The organism is Vibrio sp. OPT18 (genome assembly GCF_015163615.1).
Lineage (GTDB): Bacteria > Pseudomonadota > Gammaproteobacteria > Enterobacterales > Vibrionaceae > Vibrio > Vibrio coralliirubri.
On sequence record NZ_JADDYK010000082.1, the window covers coordinates 1 to 286 of the forward strand.

The 286-nt window shown below is 40.6% G+C and carries 1 rRNA gene; it reads right to left on the reverse strand.

Annotated elements, in window-relative coordinates:
* Window positions 1–196: 196 nt before the first annotated feature.
* Window positions 197–286: ribosomal RNA gene (rrf, locus tag IQQ51_RS21890) — 5S ribosomal RNA — on the reverse strand; the annotation flags it as partial.

Here is a 286-nt window from a genome sequence, read left to right on the forward strand (position 1 = left end):
AACGTTTTGATATTCATCAACGAGTGCCCACACAGATTGATAGGTTTAAATTGTTAAAGAGCTTTGCTTTCAGTGCCTTAGCACTTAAGCAGGACGCGTATAATACGCTTTCTACTTTGAAAGTCAACATAAAATACTAAGAAAACTTAGAACCCTATGGTGACTTGTCTATTTAATAGACAAAGTCGAAATTAAAGCCTGGCGATGTCCTACTCTCACATGGGGAAGCCCCACACTACCATCGGCGCTATTGTGTTTCACTTCTGAGTTCGGCATGGAATCAGGT